29 protein-coding genes are annotated in these 26968 nt (G+C 57.1%); 10 read left to right on the plus strand and 19 right to left on the minus strand.

Going from position 1 to position 26968, the window contains the following annotated elements:
- The first annotated feature begins 3 nt into the window (after positions 1-3).
- From ACQUQU_RS02635 to ACQUQU_RS02645, 3 genes are all read left to right on the plus strand, one after another.
- On the plus strand, positions 4-1980 hold the full coding sequence (locus tag ACQUQU_RS02635) for a bifunctional diguanylate cyclase/phosphodiesterase (RefSeq protein WP_430461697.1): 1977 nt from the start codon (positions 4-6) through the stop codon (positions 1978-1980).
- A gap of 125 nt (positions 1981-2105) precedes the next feature.
- The gene (locus tag ACQUQU_RS02640; RefSeq protein WP_430461698.1) at positions 2106-2534 is read left to right on the plus strand and encodes a copper chaperone PCu(A)C; all 429 of its coding nucleotides are present in this window, start codon (positions 2106-2108) and stop codon (positions 2532-2534) included.
- Between the two features lie 126 nt (positions 2535-2660).
- Positions 2661-3599 (plus strand): DUF808 domain-containing protein, encoded by a 939-nt coding sequence (locus ACQUQU_RS02645; protein WP_430461699.1) that lies wholly within the window; start codon positions 2661-2663, stop codon positions 3597-3599.
- A 5-nt stretch (positions 3600-3604) separates the two neighbouring features.
- Here ACQUQU_RS02645 and yacG read toward each other — a convergent pair whose 3' ends face one another.
- The 8 genes from yacG to ACQUQU_RS02685 form a co-directional block, all read right to left on the minus strand.
- Positions 3605-3799: a DNA gyrase inhibitor YacG gene (yacG, locus tag ACQUQU_RS02650; protein WP_430461700.1), complete on the minus strand. Its 195-nt coding sequence runs from the start codon at positions 3797-3799 to the stop codon at positions 3605-3607.
- Between the two features lie 13 nt (positions 3800-3812).
- Positions 3813-4412 carry a dephospho-CoA kinase gene (coaE, locus tag ACQUQU_RS02655; protein WP_430461701.1) on the minus strand — a complete coding sequence of 200 codons (600 nt, stop codon included), beginning with the start codon at positions 4410-4412 and terminating at the stop codon, positions 3813-3815.
- Positions 4413-4414: 2 nt separating this feature from the next.
- Positions 4415-5305: a prepilin peptidase gene (locus tag ACQUQU_RS02660; RefSeq protein ID WP_430461702.1), complete on the minus strand. Its 891-nt coding sequence runs from the start codon at positions 5303-5305 to the stop codon at positions 4415-4417.
- Positions 5306-5308: 3 nt separating this feature from the next.
- On the minus strand, positions 5309-6535 hold the full coding sequence (locus ACQUQU_RS02665) for a type II secretion system F family protein (protein ID WP_430461703.1): 1227 nt from the start codon (positions 6533-6535) through the stop codon (positions 5309-5311).
- 32 nt (positions 6536-6567) lie between these two features.
- A complete protein-coding gene (pilB, locus tag ACQUQU_RS02670; RefSeq protein WP_430461704.1) occupies positions 6568-8265 on the minus strand; it encodes a type IV-A pilus assembly ATPase PilB in 1698 nt (565 codons plus the stop codon).
- Between the two features lie 140 nt (positions 8266-8405).
- Positions 8406-8897, minus strand: coding sequence for a pilin (locus tag ACQUQU_RS02675; protein ID WP_430461705.1), 492 nt, complete (start codon positions 8895-8897; stop codon positions 8406-8408).
- Positions 8898-9131: 234 nt separating this feature from the next.
- On the minus strand, positions 9132-9980 hold the full coding sequence (gene nadC / locus ACQUQU_RS02680) for a carboxylating nicotinate-nucleotide diphosphorylase (RefSeq protein ID WP_430461706.1): 849 nt from the start codon (positions 9978-9980) through the stop codon (positions 9132-9134).
- Positions 9955-11337, minus strand: a complete 1383-nt coding sequence (locus ACQUQU_RS02685) for an alanine/glycine:cation symporter family protein (protein ID WP_430461707.1) — start codon at positions 11335-11337, stop codon at positions 9955-9957. Before ACQUQU_RS02685 ends, nadC begins: the two co-directional genes overlap by 26 nt.
- Positions 11338-11458: 121 nt before the next feature.
- Here ACQUQU_RS02685 and ampD point away from each other — a divergent pair, with 121 nt between their 5' ends.
- Positions 11459-12034: a 1,6-anhydro-N-acetylmuramyl-L-alanine amidase AmpD gene (ampD, locus tag ACQUQU_RS02690; RefSeq protein ID WP_430461708.1), complete on the plus strand. Its 576-nt coding sequence runs from the start codon at positions 11459-11461 to the stop codon at positions 12032-12034.
- Positions 12031-12906, plus strand: a complete 876-nt coding sequence (gene ampE, locus ACQUQU_RS02695; protein WP_430461709.1) for a regulatory signaling modulator protein AmpE — start codon at positions 12031-12033, stop codon at positions 12904-12906. Before ampD ends, ampE begins: the two co-directional genes overlap by 4 nt.
- Before the next feature lie 83 nt (positions 12907-12989).
- Here ampE and ACQUQU_RS02700 read toward each other — a convergent pair whose 3' ends face one another.
- Genes ACQUQU_RS02700 through ACQUQU_RS02710 form a run of 3 tightly spaced genes read right to left on the minus strand, consistent with a single transcriptional unit; the run spans position 12990 to position 15761 of the window.
- Positions 12990-13724: an MBL fold metallo-hydrolase gene (locus tag ACQUQU_RS02700; RefSeq protein ID WP_430461710.1), complete on the minus strand. Its 735-nt coding sequence runs from the start codon at positions 13722-13724 to the stop codon at positions 12990-12992.
- A 31-nt stretch (positions 13725-13755) separates the two neighbouring features.
- Positions 13756-14352: a hypothetical protein gene (locus tag ACQUQU_RS02705; protein WP_430461711.1), complete on the minus strand. Its 597-nt coding sequence runs from the start codon at positions 14350-14352 to the stop codon at positions 13756-13758.
- Between the two features lie 41 nt (positions 14353-14393).
- The gene (locus ACQUQU_RS02710; RefSeq protein ID WP_430461712.1) at positions 14394-15761 is read right to left on the minus strand and encodes a DUF3530 family protein; all 1368 of its coding nucleotides are present in this window, start codon (positions 15759-15761) and stop codon (positions 14394-14396) included.
- 118 nt (positions 15762-15879) lie between these two features.
- Here ACQUQU_RS02710 and rpe point away from each other — a divergent pair, with 118 nt between their 5' ends.
- Genes rpe through ACQUQU_RS02725 form a run of 3 tightly spaced genes read left to right on the plus strand, consistent with a single transcriptional unit; the run spans position 15880 to position 17731 of the window.
- Positions 15880-16557: a ribulose-phosphate 3-epimerase gene (gene rpe, locus ACQUQU_RS02715; protein WP_430461713.1), complete on the plus strand. Its 678-nt coding sequence runs from the start codon at positions 15880-15882 to the stop codon at positions 16555-16557.
- An 11-nt stretch (positions 16558-16568) separates the two neighbouring features.
- A complete protein-coding gene (locus tag ACQUQU_RS02720; RefSeq protein ID WP_430461714.1) occupies positions 16569-17270 on the plus strand; it encodes a phosphoglycolate phosphatase in 702 nt (233 codons plus the stop codon).
- Positions 17267-17731, plus strand: a complete 465-nt coding sequence (locus ACQUQU_RS02725) for a GNAT family N-acetyltransferase (RefSeq protein WP_430461715.1) — start codon at positions 17267-17269, stop codon at positions 17729-17731. Before ACQUQU_RS02720 ends, ACQUQU_RS02725 begins: the two co-directional genes overlap by 4 nt.
- On the opposite strand, the gene ACQUQU_RS02730 is transcribed toward ACQUQU_RS02725, so the two are convergent.
- The 6 genes from ACQUQU_RS02730 to ACQUQU_RS02755 form a co-directional block, all read right to left on the minus strand.
- A complete protein-coding gene (locus ACQUQU_RS02730) occupies positions 17716-18603 on the minus strand; it encodes a metal ABC transporter permease (RefSeq protein ID WP_430461716.1) in 888 nt (295 codons plus the stop codon). The two genes, ACQUQU_RS02725 and ACQUQU_RS02730, sit on opposite strands and share 16 nt — an antisense overlap.
- On the minus strand, positions 18596-19510 hold the full coding sequence (locus ACQUQU_RS02735) for a metal ABC transporter substrate-binding protein (protein WP_430461717.1): 915 nt from the start codon (positions 19508-19510) through the stop codon (positions 18596-18598). The genes ACQUQU_RS02730 and ACQUQU_RS02735 overlap by 8 nt, the downstream gene beginning before the upstream one ends.
- Positions 19511-19541: 31 nt before the next feature.
- Complete coding sequence (locus tag ACQUQU_RS02740; RefSeq protein WP_430461718.1) at positions 19542-20702, minus strand: hypothetical protein; 1161 nt, start codon at positions 20700-20702, stop codon at positions 19542-19544.
- Positions 20703-20766: 64 nt separating this feature from the next.
- Positions 20767-21024 carry a hypothetical protein gene (locus tag ACQUQU_RS02745; RefSeq protein ID WP_430461719.1) on the minus strand — a complete coding sequence of 86 codons (258 nt, stop codon included), beginning with the start codon at positions 21022-21024 and terminating at the stop codon, positions 20767-20769.
- Between the two features lie 127 nt (positions 21025-21151).
- The gene (locus tag ACQUQU_RS02750; RefSeq protein WP_430461720.1) at positions 21152-22168 is read right to left on the minus strand and encodes a CvfB family protein; all 1017 of its coding nucleotides are present in this window, start codon (positions 22166-22168) and stop codon (positions 21152-21154) included.
- Positions 22169-22252: 84 nt separating this feature from the next.
- Positions 22253-22531, minus strand: coding sequence for a peptidylprolyl isomerase (locus tag ACQUQU_RS02755; protein ID WP_430461721.1), 279 nt, complete (start codon positions 22529-22531; stop codon positions 22253-22255).
- Between the two features lie 128 nt (positions 22532-22659).
- On the opposite strand from ACQUQU_RS02755, the gene upp reads away from it, so the two are divergent.
- Together upp and ACQUQU_RS02765 are read left to right on the plus strand one after the other, a co-directional pair.
- Entirely contained in the window at positions 22660-23286 is a 627-nt protein-coding gene (gene upp / locus ACQUQU_RS02760; protein ID WP_430461722.1) for a uracil phosphoribosyltransferase, read from the plus strand.
- A 32-nt stretch (positions 23287-23318) separates the two neighbouring features.
- Entirely contained in the window at positions 23319-24614 is a 1296-nt protein-coding gene (locus ACQUQU_RS02765; protein ID WP_430461723.1) for a uracil-xanthine permease family protein, read from the plus strand.
- Positions 24615-24736: 122 nt separating this feature from the next.
- On the opposite strand, the gene ACQUQU_RS02770 is transcribed toward ACQUQU_RS02765, so the two are convergent.
- Both ACQUQU_RS02770 and ACQUQU_RS02775 read right to left on the minus strand, forming a co-directional pair.
- Complete coding sequence (locus ACQUQU_RS02770) at positions 24737-25144, minus strand: cyclophilin-like fold protein (protein ID WP_430461724.1); 408 nt, start codon at positions 25142-25144, stop codon at positions 24737-24739.
- A gap of 76 nt (positions 25145-25220) precedes the next feature.
- Entirely contained in the window at positions 25221-26906 is a 1686-nt protein-coding gene (locus tag ACQUQU_RS02775) for a 2-isopropylmalate synthase (protein WP_430461725.1), read from the minus strand.
- Between the last annotated feature and the right edge of the window lie 62 nt (positions 26907-26968).

Here is a 26968-nt window from a genome sequence, read left to right on the forward strand (position 1 = left end):
GCAATGACGCTGCGACAACAATTCTCCCTGCTGACCAGCCTGCTGGTGGTGGTCCTGCTGGCCGGTAACCTGCTGCTGACCATCAGTAACGGCCGTGAGTATTTTCAGAATCAGCTGAACGCCCGCGCGTATGACGCGGCCACTTCGCTGGCGCTGTCGATGTCGCAGGTCCCCGCCGACGACGACGTGCAGCTGCAACGCCTGATGGACGTACTGTTTGATCGTGGCTTCTTTGCCAGCATCGAGCTGGAACCAGTGTCCGGCGCGCCCTTGCACCGCCGCAGCCGTGAAGCGCTGGCCAGCCAGCCGGCGCCGCAGTGGTTCCGTGATTCCGTAAGTTTTGACCTGATGCCGGCCGAAGCCGACGTGACCAGTGGCTGGCAGCGGCTGGGCACTGTGCGCGTGATCAGCCACCCGGATTTTGCCTACCGTGATCTGTGGAACATGGTGCGGGCCGAGTTGATCTGGTTTGCCTGGGTATTGCTTGGTGCGTTGCTGGTGATGCACCTGTTGCTTGGCTGGCTGTTCCGGCCGATTAACCGGGTAGAACGGCAGGCGCTGGCGATCTGCGAAAAGGACTGGCAGGTGCAGGAGGATATTCCTCGTGCGCGTGAACTGCAGCGCATGGTGCTGGCGATGAACAAAATGGTACTGAAGCTGAAGAGCATTTTCAGTGAACAGTCGACCATGACGGAAAAGCTGCGTGAAGAATCCTTCTCCGATACCCAGACCGGCCTGCTCAACCGCCGCGGTTTTGATGAACGTCTTGATCATATTCTGATGCGTGACGACGAGCACAGCGGTCTGCTGGTGTTGCTGCAACTGGCGGAATTTGCTGCCTTTAACCAGCGTCATGGCCGTCAGGCGGGCGACGATGTGCTGGCCTTGCTCGGGCGTGAATTGCAGCAGTCGCTGGTGGACTACGGCGTTACGCTGGCGGGTCGTCGCTCCGGCAGTGACTTCGCGGTGTATATACCGGCGACCGACCGTACCCAGGCCTCCGAAATGCTGCAGTTGCTGCACAACGAGCTGCAGACCAGCGTATTGTCCAAGCGTCAGGGCTTGGTCTTCCATCTGGGCGGCGTCTTTTTGCAGGGCAATAAGAGTGATCCGGTGCACGCCTTGAGCTGCGCCGACGCTGCTCTGCGTCAGGCTCAGCGTTATCCGGAAAGCGCCGCCCGTCTGTACGAAAGCAGCGCAGGTGGTGTTGAGTGGACAGCCGGTGAATGGCGTCAGCTGTTGCAGGAAGCGCTGGCGGCCAACGCGGTTGAGTTGCTGTTTCTGCCGGTGCTGAGTAACCAGGACCGGCATTTGAAACAGTTCGAAGTCTTCAGCCGGCTGGAATGGCAGGGGCAGGTGATGTCGGCAGCGCGTTTCTGGCCCATGGTCGAGCAACATCAGCTGACCGCCCGCTACGACGCCAATATTGTCGCTCAGGTGCTGCGTTTGTTATCGAAAACCGCACCGCTGGAAAATGTCCGTTATTGCATCAACATTGCGCCGGCGTCCGTGCTGGATGAGTCATTCCATCAGCAGCTGCAGGCGTTGTTTTCCGAGGCGCCGGAACTGGCGGCGCATATTGCGCTGGAAGTGCCGGAGCCGGCGCTGAATGGTATCGAACACGCGCTGGCCCGCCTTGCGATGTTGCTGCGTCCGTACGGTGTTGGTCTGGGCGTCGATCAGGTAGGCACCGGTATGCTGGCGTTCTCTTATCTGCAGCGCTTGCCGCTGGACTATATCCGCATCGACGGCAGTTTCAGCCGCGGGCTGTCGGCGGCACAGGACCGGCGTTTCTTTATTCAGTCGATGGTGCAGATTGCGCACAATCTGGATCTGCAGGTGCTGGGTGAAGGGGTGGAAGAGGGCGCCGATGTCGAGGTGCTGAGCGCCACCGGCGTCGACGGATTAAGCGGCTATTACTTCTGCCGCCCTATGGTCACGCTGCAGGATGCCCATCACTGGCGCAGTCATCAGGCATGATGATCGCGTCAATAACGATGGTCTTGATCTGACGCGGCAATATGCCGCACGTTAGCCGCGTTGCGGTAGTGGGCTGCTGACCGTCAGGCGATTAAAATGGCGTTCATTCTGAATAGGGAGCCGCCATGAAATCCGCTGTTATTATCCGTTCTGCTTTTTTCTCTCTGCTGGCAGGAGTGTCCTGTTCCGTTCTGGCGGATGTTCAGGCGTCCGGCGCTTATGTTCGCGAGCCAATGCCGGGGCGCGATATGAGCGCGGCGTTTCTGACGCTGACCAACGCCGGCGATCAGGATGTGCAGTTGGTGAGCGCCACGGCGCCCTGGGCCAGTGCCATTGAAATTCACACCCATATCCACGACAACGGCGTGATGCGCATGCGTCAGCTGCAAGCCTTGCCGCTGACGGCGGGCGACAGCGTGACGCTGCAGCCGGGCGGTTTGCATCTGATGCTGTTCGGCCTGACCACGCCGCTGCCGCAGGTGTTACCGCTGACCCTGTGCTTCGATAATCAGACCTGCATAACCACAGACGCTGAACTGCGCTCCATGCGCTGATGAGCTGATGAGCTGAATTGCGTTCTTTGAGCCGGCCGGGGTCGCCCGGCAGCGGCTCTGGACTCACCCGAAAGGCAGCGCTAATGTGATGCCTTTCTTTTTTCAGCCAGAAGTCAGGGGATGAATATGGCGTTCGGTAGTTTGCTGGCGCTACTTGATGATATTGCCACTGTGCTCGACGACGTGGCGGCGATGTCGAAAATCGCGGCCAAGAAAACCTCAGGTGTGCTGGGCGATGATCTGGCGCTGAACGCGCAACAGGTGACGGGCATTCGCGCCGAACGCGAGTTGCCCGTGGTGTGGGCGGTGACCAAAGGCAGCCTGAAAAACAAACTGATTCTGGTACCGGCGGCCCTGATTATCAGCGCAGTTATGCCCGACGCCGTACTCTGGCTGTTGATGCTGGGCGGCGCCTATCTGTGCTTTGAAGGGGCTGAAAAAATCATCCACAGCCTGTTCCACCACTCGGCAGATGATGAGCACAGCAACCGGCAAAAGGCGTTGCTGCAGTCGGACGACGATTTGCTGGCGTTTGAGGCCGAAAAAATCAAAGGCGCTGTGCGCACGGATTTCATTCTGTCGGCAGAAATTATTGTGATTACGCTCGGTTCGGTGGCGAATGCGGCGTTTTCTGTACAAGTGATGGTGGTCTCGGCGCTGGCCGTTGCTTTTACCTTCGGTGTTTACGGCATCGTGGCAGCCATTGTGAAGCTGGATGACGCCGGTTACTGGCTGGCGCAACGTTCATTGATGATCTGGCAATGGCTTGGACGCGGTCTGCTGATGCTGGCCCCTGTGCTGATGAAGCTGCTGTCGCTGGTGGGGACCGTTGCCATGTTTCTGGTCGGCGGCGGTATTATTCTGCATGGGGTGCCGACTCTGGCTGAACCGGTTCACGCCATTGAACATGCGTTGCTGCATTGGGTGCCGGAGCAAGCCGGCTGGATGCCGTTGGCGGCGGCCGGTACCTCGCTGCTGGTTACTCTGGTCAGCGGGTTCGTTGCCGGTGTGATTCTGGTTGTGGCCATGAGCGGCATCAGCCGCTTGCGTGCCAGCCGCTCTTAATCAGCTCAGTTATACGGTTTGTGCTGATCCCATTCTTCGGACATCAGCACTTCATCGGCCGGCGCACCCGGGATGGCGTGGCCTTCGCTGGCCCATTCACCGAGATCGATCAGCTTGCAGCGTTCGCTGCAGAACGGACGGTATTTGCTGTCGGGCGTCCATTCCACCTCTTTACTGCAGGTGGGGCAATTTACTTTCATTCGGATTACCTGATCAGGATGCTGCCAGCGTTAAATAACGCTGATGCAGCTGGTCCAGTTGTTGGTGAAGGTGGGCGAGTGTGCCGCTGTTGTCGGCGACGTCGTTGGCTTTCGCCTGCTTGTCGGCGCGCGACATTTGCGCCGCAATGATACGACGGATTTGTTCTTCGTTGTTCTGATCGCGCTGACTGGCACGTTCGATTTGCACCGGCTCGGGTACATCAATCAGCAGGGTGTGCTGCGTTAATGCTGACTGCCCGGATTCAAACAGCAGGGGCGATACCAGTACAGCATAGGCGGATGTCGCCTTGCTCAGCTGCTCAATGATGCGTTCACGGATGCGGGGGTGCGTCTGCTGCTCAAGCCAGATGCGTTCACCGGGTTCTGCAAATACTTTCTGCCGGAGCCATGCCCGGTTCAGCGATTGGTCGGCCAGAAAGGCGTCGGCACCAAACCGGTCGCGGATGGCGAGCCAGGCGGGTTCGCCGGGCTCAACCACTTCGCGGGCGACCACATCGGCGTCCACCACGCAGATACCGAGTTTGGCGAAGTAATCGCTGGCCGCAGTTTTGCCGCTGCCGATGCCACCCGTCAGACCCAGTACCCAGACCATGCTCAGTGAATTCCCATCATTCCCAGATACTGACGGCTGATATCGTCGCCCCACAGGGCCGTGATCCAGCCCGCAGCGGCCAGATAGGGACCAAATGGAATCGGCAGATTGCGGTCCCGGCCCAGAATCAGAATACCGGCAATACCGACGACGGCGCCCACCACCGACGACAGCAGAATGATCAGCAGCAGGTTCTGAACGCCCAGCCAGGCGCCCAGAGCGGCCAGCAGCTTGAAGTCGCCGTAGCCCATGCCTTCTTTGCCGGTGAGCAGTTTGAACAGCCAGAATACCGACCACAGCGACAGGTAACCTGCCGCCGCACCGTAAACTGCGCTTTCCAGATCGGTGAACAGGCCCTGACTGTTAATCAGCAGACCCAGCCACATCAGGCTCAGGGTCATGGTATCGGGCAGAATCTGATGGTCAATGTCGATGACCGACATGGCAATCAGCATCCAGGTGAAGATCAGCATAGCGGCGAGTTGCCAGCCCCATGGGTACACCAGCAGCAGAGCCGCGCTGAACAGAGCGGTTGCTATCTCAACCGCCGGATAGCGCAGGCCGATGCGGGTACTGCAGGACGCGCATTTACCGCGCAGCAGAACCCAGCTCAGCACAGGAATATTCTGCCAGGCGCGCACAGGCGCTCCGCACTTAGGGCAGTGCGAATCCGGCTTCAGCAGGTTGTAAGGCTTTGACAGGTCTTTCAGTGCCGGATGATCCGGCAGATTCTCTGGCATCTCTTCAAGGTCACGCTTCCAGCTGCGGAACAGCATGATGGGGAAGCGCAGGATAACCACGTTGAGGAAGCTGCCGATGAGGAGGCTGATCAGTATCACCCCTGAAGCCTTCATCTCTGGGGTCAGGTTGGTCACAACATCAGATAGGTTCATTGGTTACACTGCCTGACCCATCTGGAATACAGGAAGGTACATTGCAATAATAAGACCGCCAATCACGACGCCCAAAAATGCCATGATAAATGGCTCCATCAGGGTCGTCATATTGTCAACTGCATCGTCCACCTGATTCTCGAAATAGGTGGCTGCTTTATCAAGCATCTGATCCAAGGCACCGGATTCTTCCCCAATACTGGTCATTTGTACGACCATGTTGGGAAATACACCGGTAGAGCGCATGGCGAAGTGCATTTGTTGACCAGAGGATACCTCATCCCTGATTCGTAAAACGGCTTGTCGGTACACTACGTTACCTACTGCACCTGCTACAGACTCAAGAGCTTCAACCAGAGGAACGCCAGCAGCAAAGGTAGTTGAAAGAACGCGGGCATAGCGGGCAACCGCTGCTTTCTGAATTAAATCGCCGAATACTGGAAGCTTGAGAGCAAAGCGTTCGAAATTGTCTTTAAAGGCAGGAGAGCGTTTCATTGACTGCGAGAATGCGACGCCAATACCAATCAGTAAACCCAGAACAGGCATCCAGTAAGCTTGCGCTCCTTCTGAAAGGTACAGAACGAATTGCGTCGGAGCTGGCAGTTCCGCATTAAAGCTATCAAACATTTCCTTAAATGTCGGGACCACTTTAATCAAAAGAATTGCAGTTACCACCATAGCCACTGTCAAAGTGATAATCGGGTACATCATGCCTTTTTTGATTTTGGCTTTAAGTAGCTCGGTTTTTTCTTTGTAGTTTGCGACCCGGTCAAGCATAGTTTCAAGGGCGCCAGACTGCTCTCCTGATTCAACCAGGTTGCAGGTAAGATCATCAAAATACTGCGGGTACTGTTTTAAGGCCGTAGCGAAGTCATTACCCGCAGAAACGTAGTCGCGTAATCCATAAACAACTTCTTTCATCGTCAGGTTGTCTATACCGTCTGCAACAATATCGAATGACTGAACTAACGGTACGCCAGCTTTAATCATCGTCGCCATTTGCCGGATAAAGAAAGCAATGTCGGACGGTTTTACTTTCTTCTTACCGCCACCAAAAGCAAATAACGGCTGAGCAATTTTACGAACCTTGGTTGGGGTGACCCCTTGCTTGCGCAAGAGGGCTTTTACGATGGCACCATTTTGCCCCGTCATTTCGCCTTTAACTTTCTGACCTTTGCGATTGACACCCTCCCACGCAAAAGCACTCTTTTTTTCTTTTTTCGTCGCCATATAGCCCGATATTCCTGTGTTTGCTTTTGAGGCTAGTCTGTAGTTACCCGATTAGCCTCTTCCAGGCTGGTAACACCGAGCGCTACTTTGATCAACGCAGACGCTCTTAGGTCGTTGAAACCTTCTTTTCTTGCAGCATCTGAAATTTCAATCGAGTTCCCGCCTTCCATGATAATACGGGATATGTTGTCAGTAATTTTAACTACTTCATAAATACCAACACGGCCTTTGTAACCTTGTTTGCACTGATCACAGCCAACGGGTTTGAATATCTGTGCCCCTTTGATCTGATCCTCGCTGAATCCTTCTTCTACCAGTCTATCATTCGGGATGTCTGCCGGTTGCTTACAGGCAGAGCAGAGGCGCCTGGCCAATCGCTGTGCAATGATCAGACTGACAGAGGTTGCAATATTGAACGCCGGTACTCCCATGTTGGCCAAGCGTGTCAGCGTTTCAGGGGCGCTGTTGGTGTGCAGGGTTGACAATACTAAGTGACCTGTCTGGGCGGCCTTAATGGCGATAGAGGCTGTTTCAAGGTCCCGTATCTCACCCACCATCACCACATCCGGATCCTGACGCAGGAAAGAACGCAATGCGGCAGCAAAGTCGAGGCCTACCCGGGCGTTTACGTTTACCTGATTGATACCTTCGAGGTTAATCTCCACCGGATCTTCCGCCGTCGAAATATTGGTGTCTTCGGTGTTGAGAATGTTCAGTCCGGTATACAAAGATACGGTTTTACCGGAACCTGTTGGGCCGGTAACCAGAATCATGCCTTGTGGCTTCGCTAAAGCCTCCATATACAAATCTTTCTGTTCCGGCTCGTAGCCAAGCATGTCGATACCAAGCTTGGCGGATGATGGGTCCAGAATCCGCAGTACGATCTTCTCTCCCCATAGCGTTGGCAGCGTATTCACGCGGAAATCGATGGCTTTGGTTTTGGATAGCTTCATCTTGATACGGCCGTCCTGGGGGATGCGCCGCTCTGAAATATCCATCTGTGACATCACTTTCAGACGTGCAGCAATCTTACCGGCAAGGTTGACTGGTGGGCTGGACACTTCATGTAACACACCGTCTGTGCGATAACGGACACGATACCGTTTCTCGTAAGGCTCAAAGTGAATATCGGAAGAGCCACCCTTGATAGCATCCAGAAGCATCTTATTCACGAAACGGACGATTGGGGCATCATCTCCGACGCCATCCTTGTCGGTTTCTGCTTCCTTTTCTCTCGCGTCGGGGTCTTCGAGGTCGACATCGTCCAGCTCACCATCAAGGTCGCCCAGACTGTTGTCGTTGGCTGATAAGAACTTATCAACATATTGGGATAGTTTGTCTTCCTCAACCAGAACCGCCTCAAGCGCCATACCGGTTGCAAACTTGATCTCGTCAAGAGCCAGCATTGCTGATGGATCGCTTTGGGCTATGTGCAGACGATTACCGCGCTGAAACAAAGGTAAAACCCTGTGTTTTTCAACCAAGTCTCGTTTTACAACGTCTGCTGGTATCAGTTCCATATCGAAACTGTGCAGATCGAGCAGGGGAAGTCCGAATTCCTCAGAAGCCAGCAGTGCAATAGCTCGCGCTTTGATTTGCCCGGAGGAAACCGCTGCCGACACAAAGCTGCTTTTGTCCTGACGTGCCTTAGCCAGTATATCCTGAGCCTGTTGGACGGAGATCAGGTTCTGCTCAACCAATCGGCGCGGTAACCCCGTTAAAACTGCCATCAGGCCTTCCTCTTAACTTACTCTTATAATGTGCCAAACATATCAGAGGCCTTGCTATTTCACCAGTTAGAGCCCATCAGACTATGATTGCGGAGCAATAAAAAAGCCCGCACAGGGCGGGCTTTTAAACCAATAACCTATTACTTACAGGAAGCAGGCAGCAGGTTGTCTGGGATTGGATTAGCACCGGCTGCGCATTTCCATGCACGGATGGCTTTGTTGGTGCCGGCAACGAAGTCAGCAGAAGTTGCCACAGTGGTTGCAGCTGCATCGGTGTACGGGGTGAACGTGATTTCGTCAGTAGAGCCTGATACTACGTCGTTGTTGATCGCACGTGCGCGAATGGTAATTACACCGGTAGCGCTTGTAGTAATCGCCTGAACATACTGAGAGATAGGACCAACAGCATCTTCACCACAGCCAAAACCGTTAGCAATTGGGGCGGCACGCAGACCAGAATCGGCGATTTCACTGATTGCGCCACGGCAAGGCGCGGATGCCAGAATAACTTCGGACAGTTTGCCACGAGCTGTATAGCTCTTGTAGGCAGGCAGTGCAACAGAAGCCAGAATACCGATGATCGCAACAACGATCATCAATTCAATCAGGGTAAAACCTTTTTGAGCTTTCATAAGAATTCTCCACTCTCGATTGAGATTTTTAGTTATTGGCTGGCCGCTGCCGGACAACCCAGTCATGCGTTATGACATGAGCTGAAGTTTGCCTATCAACACGGGGGCTCGCAAGACATTACTACCTGATTTCACAAGTTTTTTGATACGTGTCGCATTTAGCTGGGCTGGATAGCCAGCAGGGTGTCAGTGAGTGACAAAATTTGTCACTCCTGATGCTTTCTTAATCGATGCTCATACCAGCCGCATCGACAGATCAATGGCTTTGCAGTCTTTGGTCAGTGCGCCAATGGAGATGAAGTCGACGCCGGTGCGGGCGTAATCGAGCAGGGTGTCGTTGGTGATGCCGCCGGATGCTTCAAGTTTCACCCGCCCGCCAGAGCGCTGGCGCGCCTGCTGCACGGCAGCGATCATGCTTTCCGGGGTAAAGTTATCGAGCATGATGATGTCCGCGCCAGCGTCGATGGCTTCGTTGAGCTGGGTGGTGTTTTCCACTTCCACTTCAACCGGCTTACCCGGCGCAATCTGGTGTGCTTGCTGCACCGCAGCGCTGATGCCGCCTGCGGCCATGATGTGATTTTCTTTGATCAGGAACGCGTCGTACAGGCCGATGCGGTGGTTAAAGCAGCCGCCGACGCTGACCGCGTATTTCTGAGCAAGGCGCAGGCCGGGGATGGTTTTGCGGGTATCGAGCAGCTTAACACCGGTTCCGGCGACGCGGTCGGCGTAGTGGCGGCAGCGGGTAGCGGTGCCGGACAGAGTCTGCAGGAAGTTCAGCGCACAGCGCTCGCCGGTGAGCAGCGAACGGGCACTGCCCTGCAGTTCAAACAGAACCTGATCCGGGCGCACCCATTCGCCTTCGCGTACGCGCCAGACCACATTCACCGCCGGATCCAGCTGGCGGAATACTTCGTTTACCCAGGCAACCCCGGCGATGATGGCGCGCTCACGGGTAATGATGCGCGCTTTGGCCTGTTGGGTTGCCGGGATCAGCTGAGCCGTGATGTCACCGCTGCCAACGTCCTCCTCAAGAGCGCGTTGAACAGACAGGGCGATATCATTTTTGTGCAGGCTCAGATCCATGGGTCAGGAAACTCTTTGTCAGCTTAAATACCACCGGGCTCAGCACCAGCAGGGCAATCAGGTTAGGGATTGCCATCAGTGCGTTGAGGGTATCGGCGATCAGCCAGGCCACATCAAGCTGGTAGGTGGCACCAAACGGAATCGCGATCACCCAGATCACCCGGAAAACCGGCACGGATTTTACACCGAACAGGTACTCAGTGCATTTCTCGCTGTAGAAAGACCAGCCAATGATGGTGGTGAAGGCGAAAATCGCCAGACCAAGCGTCACTATGTAGCTGCCAACCGACGGCAGGCCGAGGCTGAAGGCCAGACTGGTCAGTGGTGCGCCACTGAGTGCCATGCCTGCGGTACATTCAGCCGCTTCCGGCGCGCACATTTGCCAGGCGCCTGAGGCCACAATCACCAGACCTGTGATGGAACAGATGATGATGGTGTCGATGAAGGTGCCCAGCATGGCAATGCTGCCCTGACGGACCGGGTTGTCGGTCTGTGCTGCGGCGTGGGCGATGGGCGCACTGCCCAGGCCCGCTTCGTTAGAGAAGACGCCGCGGGCAATACCAAAGCGGATCGCGGCCCACACGGTGGCACCGGCAAAGCCGCCAGCGGCGGAGGTTGGGGTAAAGGCCTGTTCAACAATGAGTGCAATGGCCGCCGGTACACGATCGGCGAAGATCGCCAGCAGTACCAGACCGCCCAGCACATAAGCAATCGCCATAAACGGCACCAGCTTACCGGCCACTTCTGAAATGCGTTTGATGCCGCCCAGCAGCACCATGCCCACCAGAATGGCAATGATGACGCCGGTTACCCATTCCGGAATGCCAAAACCGCCGTGCAGGGCATCGGCCACCGAATTGGCCTGCACGCCGTTGCCGATACCGAAGCCGGCCAGCATGCCAAAGAAAGCAAAGGCCACGGCCAGCCAGCCGAAATTCTTACCCATGCCGTTGCGGATGTAATACATAGGGCCACCGACGAAATGGCCTTCCGGGTTCTTTTCTCGGTAGTGCACAGAAAGCACCGCTTCTGCGTACTTGGTCGCCATGCCCACCAGAGCAATCATCCACATCCAGAACAGGGCGCCCGGACCACCGGCGGCAATGGCGGTGGCCACACCGGCGATGTTACCTGTGCCAATCGTTGCCGACAGGGACGTCATCAAGGCATTGAAGCCAGAAATCTCGCCCTGGCCGTGACCCTGACGGTTTTTCCATAAATAAGAAAAGCCCCGGCCGATGTTGCGGATCGGATAGGCCTTCAGGCCCAGCGTCAGATACAGGCCGGTCAGACCAATCAGTAACAGCATAGGTACGCCCCATACCACGCCGTTGAGTGTGTTAATAAAATCCAGCATGCAAAGCCCCTCTCTTTCTGGTTATATCGGGCAACTATAAAGCGATGGGCTGTTATCGCCAAACAAGGTGAATGATGATGGCCGGCTAAAGCGGATAATTGGCTCGCGGAATCCGATTCTGATGACATTTTCAATCTCTGCCGGACGAATTACGCCGGCCATCTGGTGTCCGTCGCCGAACTTCGGTGCGCGACCCGAGGCTCAGGCCGGCGAAATATCGCTGGCGGTGGTGCACAACATCAGTCTGCCGCCGGGTCAGTTTGGCGGCGGTTATGTGCAGACATTTTTTCAGAATCGCCTGAATCCGGACGATCACCCGTATTTTCAGGAAATCGCGGAACTTAAGGTGTCGAGTCATCTGCTGATCGAGCGCGATGGCACTCTGGTGCAATTCGTCAACTTTAACGATCGGGCCTGGCACGCCGGGCGCTCGGTTTATAGCGGCCGTCCTGATTGCAACGACTATTCTGTAGGTATTGAGCTGGAAGGTACGGACGCTACGCCCTATACCGATCAGCAATACCAGGTGCTGACGGAGGTGTTGGTGACACTGATGCGCGAATATCCGGCGCTGACCATCACCCGCATTACCGGACACGAATTTATTGCGCCGGGGCGTAAAACAGACCCCGGCAGCGCATTCCGCTGGCAGCGTCTGTTCAGCGCACTGAAGGATTATCAGGAGGACGCCGTATGAAGTTTCTGATTCTGTTTATCTCACTGCTGGCCCAGTACAAGTTGCCGCTGCCACAGCGCAGCACCCGCAGCCGTTCGTTTGCCCGCTGGCTGGGTTTCTTTCAGCCACAACAGTGGTTCATGCGCTTACCGCGCCATCTGAAATTTGCCCTGATCGTGGTATTGCCGACGCTGCTGATGGCCTTTGCATTCTGGTATCTCGATCGCTTTTTATGGGGGCTGATCAGCTTTGCGCTGGAAATTCTTTTGCTGCTGTATGTACTGTCGCACAGCGGTATAGAACGTCATCTGAAGGAATATCAGAATGATCTGAAAAGTGGCGACACTCAGGGTGCTTTTCTGTGTGCCGAACAGTATCTGGCGGTGCCGGAGGCGTCAGTATCGGAAGACGCCGACAACCTGAATCAGCAGGTAATTAAGGCCTTAATGCACCGCTGGTTTGAATATTTCTTCCTGATGGTGTTCTGGTACATGGTGGCGGATGTGGCCGGCGTACTGCTGGCCTGGTTCAGTGTTCAGTACGCCCGAGCCAGCGATTGCGATGAAAAAGCCGGCCGTTATCTGCACTGGCTGGAGTGGATTCCGGCCCGCCTGCTGGGGCTGACCTATGGACTGGCGGGCAACTTCATGCGCGCGTTGCCGGTATGGCAAAGCTATTTATGGCAACTGAATGCCAACAGCGCCGATGTTCTGTTTCAGGTGGCGTGCAGTGCGCTGAGTAATAATGGCGAGCAACGTACCTGGCACAGCATTGCCGAAGGTGGTGAAACCGCTGCGCAGGAATTGCAGGAATGGCAGCAACTGCATATGCGCAGTGTGTCGGTGTGGATGGTGATGATTGCTGCTGCAACCGTGGGTGGCATTTTGTTGTAAGCCCTTCTCCGTGCATAAAAAAACGGGAGCCTGCTCCCGTTTTTTTATGCCTGTTTCAGCCGCTGTTGCGGCGCTCCGTTGTTTCAGCGGATGGCAATACCGACCGGTAATTCTTCAAACCAGTTGAAAAATTCATTCACCATCGGTGGTTGAAACAGACGGCCATGTTGCGGCGCCATAATCTGAATATCCAACTGGCGCACACGGCGGATCCAGTCGAGTTTGGCTTCATTCGATGGCATCCAGCGCTGATGGAATTTGCGCATCTTCGGAATGTGGTTGGCCATGTTGTCGACCCACAGTGGCGCATCTGTGTGTTCCAGAGCCGCGCCCACATCACCACTCATCAGAATCTTGGCTTTCGGGTCGTACACATGGAAATTGCCGGACGAGTGCAGGTAATGCGCCGGAATAAACTGCAGCTGAATATTGCCGAAATTAATGGTCATACCCTCATCCGGAATGGCGCAATATTCGATGCGTTCCATACCAAAATGACGGATAAAGCTCTCCCACAGCCAGGGCGAATACAACTTGGCGTTGGGTAGTGCCTGATCCCATAACCCCAGTGACGAAATAATGTCAGGGTCCTGGTGTGAAGCAAACAGGTGGGTAATCTGTTCGGCCGGCACGTATTTCAGCACCGCCGACAGCATTGGGGCGAACAGTTCAATACCGCCCGGATCCAGCAGAATGGCCTGATGCCCGCTCTGAATCAGGTATTGGTTGGTATCAATAATCCCTTCCGCTTTATTCGGATCGCGGCCGAACATGATCCAGCGGTGATCGCCGTCTTCGTACAGAACAGTCGCCAGCATGGTGCTTTCCTTAGTTGCTCGTCCTTACGGATCAGATGTGTTTTTGTCGTTGGCCCAGCAGATTCCGCGCCCGGCTCAGATGCGCCCGGATTTTATCGGCCGTATCGGTAATATTCTGAGCAATCACCTCCAGCTGATTGCGGAAATCACCGGCCGAGGCCGCCTCCACTTTGCTGGAGGTGGCAATTAAATTGGCGGTGCGGATGTGTTTGTCGCCTTCTTCCAGCTGCTGTTCAAGCTCACGCAGCCCCTTGGATAACTGGTGCGAAAGATCTTCGCGCACGGCGTAGCTTTGTTTCATGGCTTTCTGCAGCGAGGTCAGATTGTGGCTGTGCTGATTCGATATCCACTCGAATTTATCGGCCGCCATCGACGCCCGCCACAAGGCCACCGCATGCTGCGACAGCTTTTCTGATACACCGTTGATGTACTGCGACTGGCGGATAATGTCGGACGCCAGTTCGTCGATAAAATGGGTAATGGCTTTAAAGCCCACGGTTTTCGAGCCGGCGCGAACCGCCAGTGCGCGGGCGTTTTTGGCCGTCAGAGCGAGTCCTTTGGCTTCCAGCATGGCCTGATGCAATTCGGCAGCGATGCTGGCAGCGGTTACGAAAATGGGAGTGGCCATAGCGTTTCCGTCCTGAAATTCCTCTGAAGTATAGACAGGCCTCAGCCAGTCGGTAGCTCAGTGCCGGCGGCGTGGGTCTTAAGCCAGCCGCGAATACGACGGATGACCGGGTTATTGTCGTCGTACTGCAAGGCAAAGGCGGGCACGTCGATCTGCTGGTACAGGCCGCGCTGGTGGTGGCGCATACGCCCCGCGCGCTGTTCGACCGCCCACTGCGGGGCGACGCCTTGCGGGCTGATCAGGTCGAGTACCGGGATTTCCAGTTCACTCAGGCTCTGGCTGAGGGGAATCCGGGATAAGCGGCTGTCGGTGGCGTCGACCAGCACCAGAGTGTAGCCACGGTCTTTTTCCTGACCTTTGTCCTTTTTCACCACGGTTTTCGGTCGCTGCTGCATGAAATCCACGGCCCAGCCGGCACTGCTGCCGACCGCCACCACCACAATATTGAGCTGGCCGCGCTGATTCAGGTAACTCACGGCCGCGCGGATGCGCTGTGCCATTTGCTCGCGGTAGGCATCGTCGCGGTTGATCTGGGTTTCTTCGCTCACGCTGGCGGCGGCTTTGGCGGCAGGCAGTGGCGGCAGCTTTTCCAGACGCGGCAGGGCGGGTTCATTGGCCGGGTTGGTGGCTTCGGCTGTGTCGGCGGACTCCCCCACAGGCCCCTGGCTGTCGGCTTTGTCTGCAGCGGTGGCGTTGTCGGCGCTGGCGCTGTCAGACGCCGGTGCGGCGGCAGAGGTGTCGGCGGGCTGGCTGTTTTCGGGTTCGGCGGCGGCCTCATACACAGGGCGCTCAGGCGGTAATAACGGCGGTGCGTCCGGCAGTTCGATGCTGAGTGTGGTCCAGCCGTAGGCCGGCAGACGTTCCCGCAGGGGGGCGACGATTTCCGGCCAGTGCCCGTGCTGTTCGGTGTCGTGCAGAATAACGATGCCGCCTTGCGGTTTGCCGGCGGTTTCCTGCAGCAACAGGCCGTAAAAGTGGGTTTCGCCGGCCACCAGTTCGACCATTTCGTCATCGCGCTGATGGTCGTCGAGAAAACTCATCACGCCCTGATGGCGCAGCCGTTCTTCATCCGGCAGAACGCGTGGCAGTAGCGGCACCGATTGATTTTCGTCGGCTGATGCATCGGCCGGGTTGTCAGCAGAGTTGCCGGCCGCGTTGTCAGCAGGCGGCTGTGCTGGATCTGGATTGGTTGAGTCACCCGCCTGACCCGCACTGGCCTGAGCATCCGGGCTGGTGGGCGCGGCGGCGCTGGTGTCCCCGGACGGCGGCAAAGGCTGGCCGTTGGCATCGGCGGCGGCCAGCGCGTGCTGGCCGCCGGTCAGCAGGGCGCCACATAACAAGAAACCCGCGCCGTTCGGCAGACGAGTGCGCACGAAGGCTTTAAATTCAGTGAAATAGCCGGTTGCCATGAATGTCGGTTAATCGTCAGTTACGGTCGTTAAGGCCATAACTGCAAAAGCTGTTCCCGCTGGAATGGGGCTGGCCTGAAACGTACAATGGCGCTTTTTCAGCCAGCCGGATTCAGCCATGAACGATTTTCTGATTGCCCCTTCGATTTTGTCCGCCGACTTTGCCCGTCTGGGCGCTGACGTGGATAAAGTGCTGGCGGCCGGTGCCGATGTGGTGCACTTCGACGTAATGGATAACCACTACGTACCGAACCTGACCATTGGCCCTATGGTGTGCAAAGCGCTGCGTACCTACGGCGTGACCGCACCGATTGATGTGCATCTGATGGTGAAGCCGGTTGACCGAATCATCGGCGACTTCATTGAAGCCGGCGCGACCTACATTACCTTCCACCCGGAAGCCTCTGAGCACATCGACCGCAGCCTGCAGCTGATCAAATCTGCCGGTTGCAAAGCCGGTCTGGTATTCAACCCGGCCACCCCGCTGCATTACATGGACTACGTGATGGATAAACTCGACGTGGTGCTGCTGATGTCGGTGAACCCGGGCTTTGGTGGTCAGTCTTTTATTCCGGGCACCCTGGATAAACTGCGTGAAGCTCGCGCCAAAATTGCCGCTTCCGGTCGTGACATCCGTCTGGAAATCGACGGTGGCGTGAAAGTGGATAATATCCGCGACATCGCCGCCGCCGGTGCCGATATGTTTGTTGCCGGTTCCGCCATTTTCAATGCGCCGGACTACAAAACCGTGATCGACCAGATGCGCGCCGAAATCGCGCTGGCCCAGGCAAAATAAGGATTTTGCCGATGGTTCAGTGGAACGCCGCCCTGCGTGGGCACTTTGGCGACGAAGGCCCCTTGCTGGTATTGCTCGATCTGGACGGCACGCTCATCGACAGCGTGCCTGATCTGGCCAGCGCCGTTGACCAGATGCTGGCCGCGCTGCAGCGTCCGCCGGCCGGGCGGACTAAGGTCAGTCACTGGATTGGCAACGGCGCCGATATGCTGGTGCGCCGGGCGCTGTGCGACGGTGATGAAGCGGCGGCCAACGCCTTAGCGGCCGCTGACGTTCAGCCGGCCCGCGCCTTGTTTGATACGGCGTATCTGGACGCGCTGCACCACGCCACCGGCGCCTTTGCCGGCGTTGAAGACTGGCTGGCCAGGGTCGATGTGCCGAAAGTGCTGATCACCAATAAGCCGCGGCTGTTTACGGTGCCACTGATCGAATCGCTGGGCTGGAGCGGGCACTTTGTGCAGCTGCTGTGTGGCGATGACCTGAAAGAAAAGAAACCCTCACCAGCGCCGCTGTTTCATGCCTGTGAAATTCAGAACGTGCCACCGGCGCTGACCCTGATGGTCGGTGATTCCCGCCACGATATCGGCGCCGCTCAGGCTGCCGGCGTCGCCTGTGCCGCAGTCACTTATGGCTACAACCACGGTGATGATGTGCAGGATTCTGCGCCCGACTGGGTGATCAGCAATCTGCTGGAGTTGCTGGAGCCGGCATGAAACTGATCGACCTCAACGAACAACCTCAGTGGCTGCCGGTCATTGCCCGCTGGCATTTCGACGAATGGCAGGCGCTTTACCCCAATGAAACCCTCGACTATTTCGAGGCCGATCTGAAAGCGTGTCTGGGCGCGCAGACGGTACCCACCACCTGGTTGCTGATGGAAGGCGATCAGGTGCTGGGGACGACCAGCGTGCTGAAAAGCGATCTGCACACCCATACGCATTTATCACCCTGGGTGGCGAACGTGTATATAGTGCCCGAGTGCCGTGGGCAGGGGTTGGGGCGCTTGTTGATTGGCGCTGTGCTGAAACGGCTGAAAGCGGCGGGGCTCGGCACTGTGTACCTGTTTACCGAAGATCAGACGCGGTTTTACGAAGGGCTGGGATTTCGTGAGCTGGAACGGACACAGTTGCATGACGCCACTGTGTCCGTGATGAGCACTCAGCTCAACGACTGAGCGTTGGCCTGGTGGTTGGTCTGATGATTGGCTTGCATGGCGGTTTGAGAAGGCGTTGCTGCCGGACTGGCGTCCGCCGCCCGGGCTGTGCGGCGGCCGTTAATGGCCGCAGCACTCACACCAGCACCCAGTACACACACCAGCGCCAGACTCCACACCACCGTGGCGCCCGATGGCAGATCCCACAGCGCTGAAGCGAACAGGCCGAGTGCGTAGCCCAAAGCGCCAAGCAGGTACGCCAGCAGCAAAGGCCGGCGCCGGTTACGCGCCGCCAGTGCCGGCATAATCAGACTGGCGAACACCAGATACACGCCCACCAGTTGCACCGAGGTGGTCACACTCACGGCAAACAAGGTGTAGAACAGCAGCGGTTTGCGCGCGGCATCCAGCCAGAACCAGCCTGCCAGCACCAGCGCGTAAATCAGCGCCACCGGCCACAGCTGATCGTAGGTGACCCACAGAATCTGCCCGGCCAGCAGGTCTTTCAGCGCTTCACCGCCGTGCGGGTTGGCGCTGAGAAACAACAGACCGGCACTGGCGGCCAGCACAAACACACAACCAATAATGGCTTCCTGATGATCCTTCAGCAGCGATTCGCTGGCGTACAGCAGCAAGGCACCCGCTAAGGCGGCTGCCAGTGCAATCAGCTGTACCTGCCAGCCACCGGCTTCCCAGCCCAGACTGTAGGCAATGATCACCCCCAGTCCGGCGATCTGGGCGATGGCCAGATCGAGGAAAATAATCCCGCGGCTCAGCACCTGACGTCCCAGCGGCACGTGGGTGGTGAGTACCAGCAAACCGGCCAGCAGGGCCGGCACCAGAATCGTAAAGTCGGGCATCGACAGCTCCGGCATCATCAGGGCTTCAGCCATGGTTCAGACCACTCAGCAGGGTGTTGATGGTGTTATCGAACAGGGCAAACAGATCGCCCGCCTCTTTATTACCACCCACAGTAAATGGCAGTGCCAGCACAGGAATACCGGCCTGCTGTGACAGCCAGTTGGCGGGGCGCGCATCCTGATAATCGGCGCGAACGACAAACTCTGCTGGCGTGCTCTTCAGCTGGGTGAGTACTTCAGACAAATGCCCCGGCGCCGGCGGCACGCCGGGTTTCGGTTCCAGCGCGGCGATTTCGTTCAATCCGAGCCAGCGTTCGAGGTAACTCCAGCTGCGGTGATGAACAACAATGCCCGTTCCTTTTAGTGGTGCGGCAGCGGTTTCCCAACGGCTGATGGCCGTTTGCCAGCGGCTGAGAAAATCCGCCGCGCGTTGGTCGTACAGGCTGGCACTGGCCGGGTCCAGCTGTTTCAGCACCGGCAACAGCGCATTGGCCACCGTGGTGATGTTGCGCGGGTCAGTCTGAATGTGCGGATTACCGCCCGGATGAACATCGCCGTCGGCGCGGTCCAGACGGGTCGGTTTATCCATGGTCTCAACCTGAGCGGCGGCTTCGAAATAGCCGGGCTTACCCGGTTGTACGCGCTCGTTACCGGCCTGACGCAGCAGCATCGGCAGCCAGCCCACTTCCAGTTCAGAACCGGTGCAGAACACCAGATCCGCTTTACGTACCTGCGCAATCAGACTGGGCCGCGCCTGAATGTGATGCGGGTCCTGTGCAGCGGTGGTGGCGCTGAAGACCGTCACCTGATCACCACCCATTTCCTGCGCCAGGGCAGCCCACTCGGGTTCACAGGCGAATACCGCCAGTTTTGCCTGCGCCGGTACCGCCATCGCAACCGCGGGCAGCAGCAGCGCTGCCCATTTCAATAATGTGTTCATGGTGTATCCCCGTAAATTCATTGAAAGCGCGTCAGAAACTGTGCGCGCCGTGAGCACCGAGGCTCATGGTGTATTGCACGAACACCTGATGATCGACCACGTCGCTGGACTCATCGCGGTTGTACTGCACACGGATACGGCTGAATTCGCTGTTGGAATAATCGACCATCACACTGGAGCGTTGCGGATCGCTGTTGCCGGAGGCCAGCACAGTGCCGTCGAAGGCGGCGTCACGCTGATCGGCTGACAGTCGGTCGTAACGCACACCGGCGCGCCACAGCGGACTGAATTTATAAATACCCTGCAGATACCAGCCGGACGGACTGGCGTCGTAATCCAGAGCACTGCCACCGGCCGGGGTAAATTCGCCGTCGTTTTTGCTGATCAGGTATTCGCCCTGCAGTTTGAAGGCTTCGGCATAATCATTACCGTTCGGTGCCCATTTCCACACAAAATCGGCCACGGCCACTTTGGCAGAACCGCTGAACAGATCCGGGTCGTCTTCGTCACCGCTTTCGCGCTCATCGGCGTTGGCATTCAGGTAAGAAAGACCGGCGCGCCAGCTGTTGCTGACGCCGATGTCGCCACCTGTGTGGACAAACACAGACCAGGCACCCTGACCTTTGCTGGCGCTGCCGCCGGCCGGGAAGCTGCTGCCGTTAAACCATTCTGCACCCACTTCGGTGAATAATTCGGTGGGTGCCAGCCAGCGCACCTGCACACCGTCGTCACGCAGCTGGCTGCCGAGCAACGCGCGGTAGGCCAGAGACGCATCGTAAAAATCCCAGGCGTGGGCGTGTTGTTCGTTCATATAGCCAATGCCCGAGAAAAAGCGACCGGCGCGTACGGTGACGCCGCTGGCCGGACTGGTCTGCACATAGGCATTTTCCACTTCGGTTTCTTCACCAAAGGCGAGAATGACCGTGCCGTACCAGTCGGGGTCGATATTGGCGCTCAAGCTCAGTTCGGATTCGCCCAGTGAAAAGCCTTGTGCACCGGGTTCACTTTCACCGCCAAGGGCGAAACCGGGCAGTGCGTATTCGTCCGGGTTCTGTGAAAAATGGCTCATGGCGCCATTCAGAATGACGCCGATGGATGGATTAAATGCGTTGGCAGAATCGGTTGCATGAACCAGGGCTGGCAGGCTGACAGACAGGCACAGCGGAGCCGCAGCCTTCTTAAAAAAAGACATAAAGGTTTCTCCCGGAAATTCAGATTTCAGGTGATTAAAAATTCAGATTGAAATTAGATGAAAATCAGGCAGAAAAGGGTGGCGCGCGCGCCTGCGGCAGACGCAGGTCGGTGGTGACGGACAGCAGCGGCAGGCTGTCTTGTGGCTGGCTGTGATTGATGATCACAGGTGGCAGATCGGCACCGCTGATCAGTGCCGGGCTGCTTAAGCTGGTGGCGTGTAAACAGAGTTCACAGAGTTCGCCAGCCGGATGCTGGTCGACCTGACTTTCGTGCAGCAATACGCCGGCTTGTCCGATCAGTAACAGAAGGGACAGCAGCAATACGTGATGTAATTTCGCAAAACGAAGAGTCACGGCGGCACGGATTCAGTCAGATTGAAGTCAGAAAAACAGTGCGGCCAAGATACCACGCTCAGGCGCGTGGTCAACCGGCCGCACGGGTCAGGATTTATTTTTTTAAACTGAGGGTTTTTTCGGTTTTCAGTTTTGGATTGCGGATCACTTTTTTCGCCGGTTTTTCCGCTTTTTCTTCGCGGCTTGTGTCCGGTTTTTCGCGGACCACAGGTGCCGCTTTCTGGCGCTGCTGACGTGGCACCGGTTTATCCTGTTTGCCGTCGGCTAGGCGGATGCCATTTTCTTCAATAACAATTTTGCGCTCTTTAAACAGTTTGCCGATGGCCATTTTAAAGGTGCGCTTGCTGACGCCGAAATGCAGCTCAATCAGGTCCGCCGGCGAGTGGTCGCCGAGACCCAGAGACCCGTTGTTTTCTTCCAGCTTTTTCAGAATGCGTTTGGCCAGCGAGTCGGCTTTTTCGTGGCCGGCCGGTTCCAGCATTAAATCCAGACGCTGGTCTTCACGCACGCGCTTGATGTAGCCGTCCATTTTCTGACCCACGCGGATCGCCTTGCGGATATCGTCGTTGTACAGCACACCCCAGAACTGGTCGTTGACCACGGCCTTATAGCCCAGTTCGGTACGCTGGGTAATCAGCAGCTTCACCTGATCGCCATTGCTGAACGGCGCTGGTGCACCCGGCCAGTTGGGTTTGGCTTCGTCTTTGATAAAACGGTTCAGGCGCGCGCTGGCAATAATGCGCCCGGTGTTATCGAGCGTGATGTACACGGCGTAGCTCTGGCCGGCTTCCATCTTTTGCTTCTGTTCAGAAAACGGTACGAACAGGTCTTTCGGCAGGCCCCAGTCGAGGAAGGCGCCCATGCGGTTAACGTCGGCCACGGTTAAAAAGGCCACCTGACCAGCCTGAGCTTTCGGGCGCAGGGTAGTGGCAATCGGGCGGTCGTCGGAGTCGAAATAGACAAACACCTTCAGCACATCGCCAATGGCGGTGTTTTCAGGAATCTGTTTGCGCGGCAGCAGAATCTTGCTGCCTTCGCCGTCGTCCAGATACAGGCCGTGCGGTTGTTCATCAAGCACGGTGAGGTGGTGGTAGCGTCCGGGTTCGGCCATGGGGAATATCTCGGTCAATAAGTGGTCGGGCTCAGTTCAGTGTAGGCAGGCTGAGGCCAGATAGGGTCAATCAGCTATGCCTGATCAGCTGCGGTAGATGGTTTCGATCAGGTGCCAGCCAAACTGGGTTTTCACCGGTCCCTGCACTTTCAGCAGCGGGCCCTTGAACACCACGTCGTCAAAGGCTTTTACCATGTCGCCTTTGCTGAACTCGCCCAGACTGCCGCCGTTCTTCTTACTCGGGCACTGGGAGAACTTCTTCGCCAGCTGACTGAAGTCGGCTCCCTGATCCAGTTGCTGTTTCAGCTTTTCCGCTTGTTCACGGGTATTCACCAGAATATGGCGGGCGCAGGCGCGTGGCATAAAAACCTCATTTGTCATCAGATCAAATGGCTCGATTTGACCATTTGGTTAAATTTCGCATCGCGCCAGAATCGGCGCTGTGCGAAAATTGCGCCCGTATTGTACCTGAAAGAAAGAACGAGGCATGAATGAGCGTACATGAAATCCGCCATCCGCTGGTGCGTCATAAGATTGGTCTTATGCGTAACAAGAATATGAGCACCCGCGGCTTCCGTATTCTGGCCAGCGAAGTGGGCAACCTGCTGACCTATGAAGCCACCAAGGATCTGGAGCTCGAAGACTATACTCAGGACGGTTGGTGCGGTCCGGTGACCTGCGAGCGCATCCGGGGCAAGAAAATCACAGTGGTACCGATTCTGCGTGCGGGTCTCGGCATGCTGGACGGCGTGTTAGAGCTGGTGCCAAGCGCCAAGATCAGTGTGGTTGGCCTGTACCGTGACGAAGAAACCCTGGAACCCGTCAGCTACTTTGACAAGCTGGCCGGTGATATCGACCAGCGTATGTCGCTGATTGTTGACCCTATGCTGGCGACTGGCGGCTCTATGGTGGCCACCATCGACCTGCTGAAGAAAGCCGGCTGTACCAGCATCCGTGCGCTGGTGCTGGTTGCCGCACCGGAAGGCATCAAACGTGTGCAGGACGCGCACCCGGATGTGGACATCTACACCGCATCGGTCGACAGTCACCTGAACGAAAACGGCTACATCATCCCGGGTCTGGGTGATGCCGGCGACAAGATTTTCGGCACTAAATAATTTAACAACGACAAAAAACGGGGAGTTTTTTCATGCAGAGCAGTACAGAGAATCTGTACAGCGGCTGGCGTCTGGTGCTGTCCGGACTGCAGATGCTGTTTGTGGCCTTCGGATCCCTGGTGCTGGTGCCGCTCATCACCGGCCTGGACCCGAGCGTGGCCCTGTTCACGGCCGGTATCGGCACGCTGATTTTCCAGCTGACCACCAAGCGCAAAGTGCCGGTTTTCCTGGCGTCTTCTTTCGCCTTTATCGCACCGATCATCTTCAGCGTGCAGACCTGGGGCATGGCCGCCACCATGGGCGCGCTGTTCTGTGCCGGTCTGGTGTATGTTGCGCTGGCGGCTGTGGTTGCCATACGTGGTCCGGGTTTCCTGCACCGTCTGCTGCCACCTGTGGTGACTGGCCCGATCATTATGATCATCGGTCTGGGTCTGGCGCCGGTTGCGGTGAACATGGCCATGGGTAAAACCGGCGATGCGTCTGCTGAGCTGTTCCCGTATGGCGATGCCATGTTCGTGTCCATGCTCGCGCTGGGTGCAACCCTGCTGGTTGCCACCATGGCCAAGGGCATCTTCCGTCTGGTGCCGATTCTGGCGGGTGTGGCGGTAGGCTATGCCGCGGCAGCCTCCATGGGGATGGTCGATCTGGCGGCGGTGGATAACAGCCCCTGGGTACGTTTCCCGGCGTTTGTGATGCCTGAGTTCCAGCTGGCCGCCATCCTGTTCATGCTGCCGGTGGCGATTGCCCCTGCGATTGAGCACGTGGGCGACGTACTGGCCATCGGTTCTGTGACCGGTAAAAACTATGTTCAGAAGCCGGGTCTGCACCGCACGCTGCTGGGTGATGGTCTGGCGACTTCTGCCGCGTCGTTGTTCGGCGGCCCGCCAAACACCACTTACTCGGAAGTGACCGGCGCTGTGATGCTGACCAAGGCTTTCAATCCGGTGGTGATGACCTGGGCGGCGGTATTCGCCATCGGTCTGGCGTTTATTTCCAAGTTCGGTGCTCTGCTGCAAACCATTCCGACGCCGGTGATGGGCGGTATTCTGATTCTGCTGTTCGGCTCTATTGCTGGCGTGGGCATGAATATCCTGATCAAAGCCCGTGTCGATATGGCCAAGCAGCGCAATCTGGTGATTGTGGCCACCACGCTGGTGTTCGGTCTGGGTGGCATGGCCATCGGTTCTGAATCCTGGCACCTGCAGGGCGTGAGCCTGTGTGGTGTGGTGGCGATTATCCTCAACCTGATTCTGCCGAATGCCGATCCTGTGGTGGATCTGCACGAAGAGCAGAACATCGTTGACGATATGATTGAGCACGGCAAATAAGACCGATGTGCAACGGGCCGGGCAGCCTGAGGGCTGCCTCGCTGACGTTATTACACAGGCTTTTAGCCGCTGGTAAGAAATTAAAAAAGGCCGCAACCGCGGCCTTTTTTATTGGCTGTCGTTTACTGGCCGCTGGCGGGCCTCAGGTTCAGTGGCTCGGCCACTTCTATGCGGATTTCGGTACCGGCGCTCAGGGTCGCCAGCTGGCTGACATCGTCGAGGGCGTCGGCCCAGATGGTGCACGGGTGCGCCAGACGAATTTCATTACTGCGGGATAAAGGGGTTTTGCCGAAGCCGATAATAATGCTGCTGCCATCGGCCCAAAAGGCGATGTCTCCGGCCAGCACTTCGCGTGTACTGGTGTTTTCCTGCGGTCGTACGGTCAGCGGGCAATCGAACATCACCGACTGGCCCCAGGTCTGGACGGTCGCGGAAAATGGAACAGCATTGAGTATGGATTTGGCCGTCGCATTGCGACGTAAAGCAAGGCGGATTTCACCGTCTTTGAAACGCAGGCTGAGTATGGTCATCACGTCCTCCCCAACAACGAAGCAGACAATCAGCCTAACAAAAGGCGCCCCGAAAGGCGCCTTAATTTTACAATTTTCAGGCGACGGCCTGACTGTCAATAATGGACTTATTAATTGCCACCAAGATGGCGTTCAGGCTGGCCGATAAGGTGTCACCGTCCTGCGCCGCCGCTGTGTAGCGGGCACCGCGGATGCTGGCCTGAACGAAGGCCATGGCGCTGGCGTCAGAGCCTTCGGACACGGCCTGCTCGTCAAACTGCACCACCTGCACGTCGACGCCGGTGGCCTTGTGCATGGCATCGGCAAAGGCGCTGATGGCACCGTTACCCTGACCGTGAATCAGCATCAGCTGGCTGCCATCGGTGATGGACGCCTGCAGATGGTACTGACTGCCGTGCTTGTCGAGCTGGTAACCGGCCAGCGCGTAGCGGCCGTCGGAGCCCATGAACTCGTTGCGGAACACGGCCACGATGTCGTTGGTGTTCAGCTCGCCTTCACGACGCTCGCTTTCCGCCTGAATCGGCTGTGCCAGTTCGATCTGCATCCAGCGTGGCAAGGTCACGCCGAGGGCTTTTTCCAGCAGGTAGCTGGCGCCGCCTTTGCCCGACTGGCTGTTCACACGGATCACCGACTGATAGTTGCGGCCGAGGTCCTGCGGATCAATCGGCAGGTAGGCCACATCCCATGGTTCATCCGCCGGCTGCTTGGCCAGACACTTACGGATAGCGTCCTGATGGCTGCCGGAGAAGGCGGTGTACACCAGTTCACCTACCCAAGGGTGGCGCGGGTGGGTCTTGATGTTGGTACAGGCTTCCACGGTGGCGATGATGTCGTCGGCGATGCTGATGTCCAGTTCAGGATCAATGCCCTGGCTGTACAGGTTCATGGCCATGGTGACGATGTCCATGTTGCCGGTGCGCTCGCCATTACCCAGCAAGGTGCCTTCGATGCGGTCGGCGCCGGCGAGCAACGCCAGCTCGGCCGCCGCCACACCACAGCCACGGTCGTTGTGGGTGTGAATGCTGATGGTCAGGCTGTCGCGTTTATTCACATGGTCGCAGAACCATTCCACCTGATCGGCGAATACGTTCGGCATCGCGCTTTCGACGGTGGCCGGCAAGTTGATGATGGCTTTGTTCGCAGGCGTTGGCTGCCATACACCGATCACGGCGTTACACACCTCAACAGCGAATTCCACTTCGGTGCTGGAGAAACTCTCTGGCGAGTACTGGAACACCCATTCGGTGTGCGGGTATTTCGCTGCTTCACTCTGCACTTTGGCCGCGCCTTTGACGGCGATATCAATAATGCCTTGCTGGCTCAGGCCGAATACCTTGTTGCGCTGCACCGGCGAGGTGGAGTTGTACACGTGCACCACGGCACGGCGGGCGCCCACCAGAGACTCGTAGGTGCGCTCAATCAGCTCATCACGGGCCTGCACCAGAACCTGAATGGTGACGTCTTCCGGAATCTGATTTTCTTCGATCAGCCAGCGCACGAAGTCGAAATCCGGCTGCGATGCGGCAGGGAAGCCGACTTCGATTTCTTTGAAGCCCATTTTCACCAGCAAGGCCCACATGCGCTGCTTCTGGGCAACGGTCATGGGCTCGATCAGCGCCTGATTACCATCGCGCAGGTCCACTGAGCACCACAGCGGGGCTGAGCTCAGGGTCTGGTCCGGCCAGCGGCGATCGGTTTTACGGATCTCCGGGAAAGGGCGGTATTTGCGGTGGTCGAAGCGGGCGTTGTTCGCAGTGCTCATGATGTTTCCTTGCGCGAAAGAGTATTCGTCGGGTGTTTAATTGCTCAAAGTTGGCGATTGTG

Source organism: Thalassolituus sp. LLYu03, from assembly GCF_050507655.1.
Taxonomy (GTDB): Bacteria; Pseudomonadota; Gammaproteobacteria; order Pseudomonadales; family Oceanobacteraceae; genus Venatoribacter.